Origin of the sequence: Streptomyces minutiscleroticus (genome assembly GCF_014650875.1) — a bacterium.
Lineage (GTDB): Bacteria > Actinomycetota > Actinomycetes > Streptomycetales > Streptomycetaceae > Streptomyces > Streptomyces minutiscleroticus.
Genome location: NZ_BMVU01000184.1, coordinates 1 through 1,665, shown reverse-complemented (window position 1 = coordinate 1,665; position 1,665 = coordinate 1). Strand labels below are relative to the sequence as shown.

The window sequence follows — 1,665 nt, the reverse complement described above, 5'->3', positions numbered from 1 at the left end:
TGATCAGTGAGGTGCGCATGTGGTCGGCGATGGACCAGCCCACCAGGCGGCGCGAGAAGCAGTCGATCACGGTGGCCAGATACAAAAACTCGCCGTCACCCACCGGCAGGTAGGTGATGTACCCGACGTACTTGCTGTTGGGCACCGCGGCGGTGAAGTCGCGTTCCAGCAGGTCCGGCAAGGCAGCAACGGACGGTTCGGGCACCGTGGTGACCTGGCGCCTGCGCAGCCGCAACCCGACGATGCCGTGCGCCCGCATCACCCGCCCGACCCGCTTGTGGTTCACATGGAGGCCGGCCTCGCGCAGCTCGGCGGTGATGCGGGGCCGGCCCCAGGTGCCGTCCCACTCGGTGTGCACCGCCCTGATCCGCTCGGCCAGCACGGCATCGTCCCGTTCACGCGCGGCCCGCGCCGCGCGGCCGGCCCGCCACGTGTAGAAGCTGGAGCGGGCCACCTCCAGCACCTCGCACAACCGCTTCACGCCCCAGGCGCGGTGGTGGTCCTCGATGAAACGGCAGCGGTTCACCAGTTCATCCCGGCGGCGAAAAACTTCGTCGCCTTACCGCAGGATGTCCCGCTCGATGGCGAGCTTCTGGTTCTCCTTGCGCACAGCCTTCAGCTCCGCGCGCAGGGCCGCGATCTCGGCCTCCATCTGCTGCTTCGTGGCCTCGCCCACCGCACTGTCCTTCGTGTTGCCGCTGCTTGCGCCGCTGCCATCGCGGCTTGTCCGCTTCGCCCGCACCCAGGTGCGCAGCGTCTCCCGGCCGATCCCCAGATCCCTGCCGATGCCCTCGAGGGTATGGCTCGGATCCGACAGATACAGCGCGACCGCGTCCGCCTTGAACTCGGGCGAGTAGACCTTCATCACCATAAATGACGCCTCCTACCCGACCCCCACCGGGGCCGGAACCAGAGGTGTCCACCGCTCGGGGACAGGCCCCGAGCTCGGCCATGATCTCGGCGACCGTGTTCTGCGACACCTGCCAGCCCTCCTCCCACAGATCCAGCGTGATCCTCGGCGAGCCGTAGGTTCTTCCGGAACGATCGAAGAAGTGGCGGACACGTTCAGCCAGCGCAGCCCGTCTGACCTCCCGGTTCGTCGGCCGGGACGGTCGGCGGCGCCACTTGTAGAACCATGCCTCCGACACATCCAGGGCCCGGCAGGCCACCCGGTGCGAAACGCCGTACTCGGTCCTCTGGCTACCGATGAAGGAGACCAGCTCCTCCGGAGCCGTCTCGGTCACTTCACCCAGAGGACCATGCAGCGTTTGAGGACATCACGCTCCATGGCCAGCTCCTTGTTGTCCTTCTTCAGCCGCGCGTTCTCCCGGCGGAGCCGGGCGAGCTCCTCGCTCTCCGCCGCCGACCCGGCTGTGTCGGCCCGCCGGGCCCGGGCAACCCAGCTGCCCAGGGTGGTCTCCTTCACCCCCAGGTCTCTGGCGACCTCGGCCGTCCGCACCCAGCTCACCACGGTCGCGGGCATGCTGGGACGGCAGTTCCCGCAGGTCGAGGCCATGCTCACCGAGGCTGCCGAGGACGTGACCGCGTTCGCGGACTTCCCCGTCGCGCACTGGAAGAAGATCTGGTCGACGGATGAAATCGTCAAGGCTGGCCGGGGATAGCCGGGAGTTGCGTGCTCTTTCCGGTCGGGACGGGCTGCCAGCG

Annotated in this window: 1 protein-coding gene and 3 pseudogenes; 1 reads left to right on the top strand and 3 read right to left on the bottom strand. The window is 68.3% G+C overall.

From position 1 onward, the window contains the following. The 3 genes and pseudogenes from IE271_RS43180 to IE271_RS40825 form a co-directional block, all read right to left on the bottom strand. A pseudogene (locus IE271_RS43180) lies at nucleotides 1–871 on the bottom strand (IS3 family transposase); the annotation flags it as partial. Between the two features lie 73 nt (nucleotides 872–944). Next, nucleotides 945–1,148, bottom strand: a pseudogene (locus IE271_RS44300) (IS3 family transposase); the annotation flags it as partial. A gap of 92 nt (nucleotides 1,149–1,240) precedes the next feature. After that, the gene (locus IE271_RS40825) at nucleotides 1,241–1,483 is read right to left on the bottom strand and encodes a transposase (protein WP_190195467.1); all 243 of its coding nucleotides are present in this window, start codon (nucleotides 1,481–1,483) and stop codon (nucleotides 1,241–1,243) included. Here IE271_RS40825 and IE271_RS40820 point away from each other — a divergent pair. Continuing rightward, nucleotides 1,452–1,616, top strand: a pseudogene (locus IE271_RS40820) (transposase); the annotation flags it as partial. The gene IE271_RS40825 and the pseudogene IE271_RS40820 overlap by 32 nt on opposite strands. Between the last annotated feature and the right edge of the window lie 49 nt (nucleotides 1,617–1,665).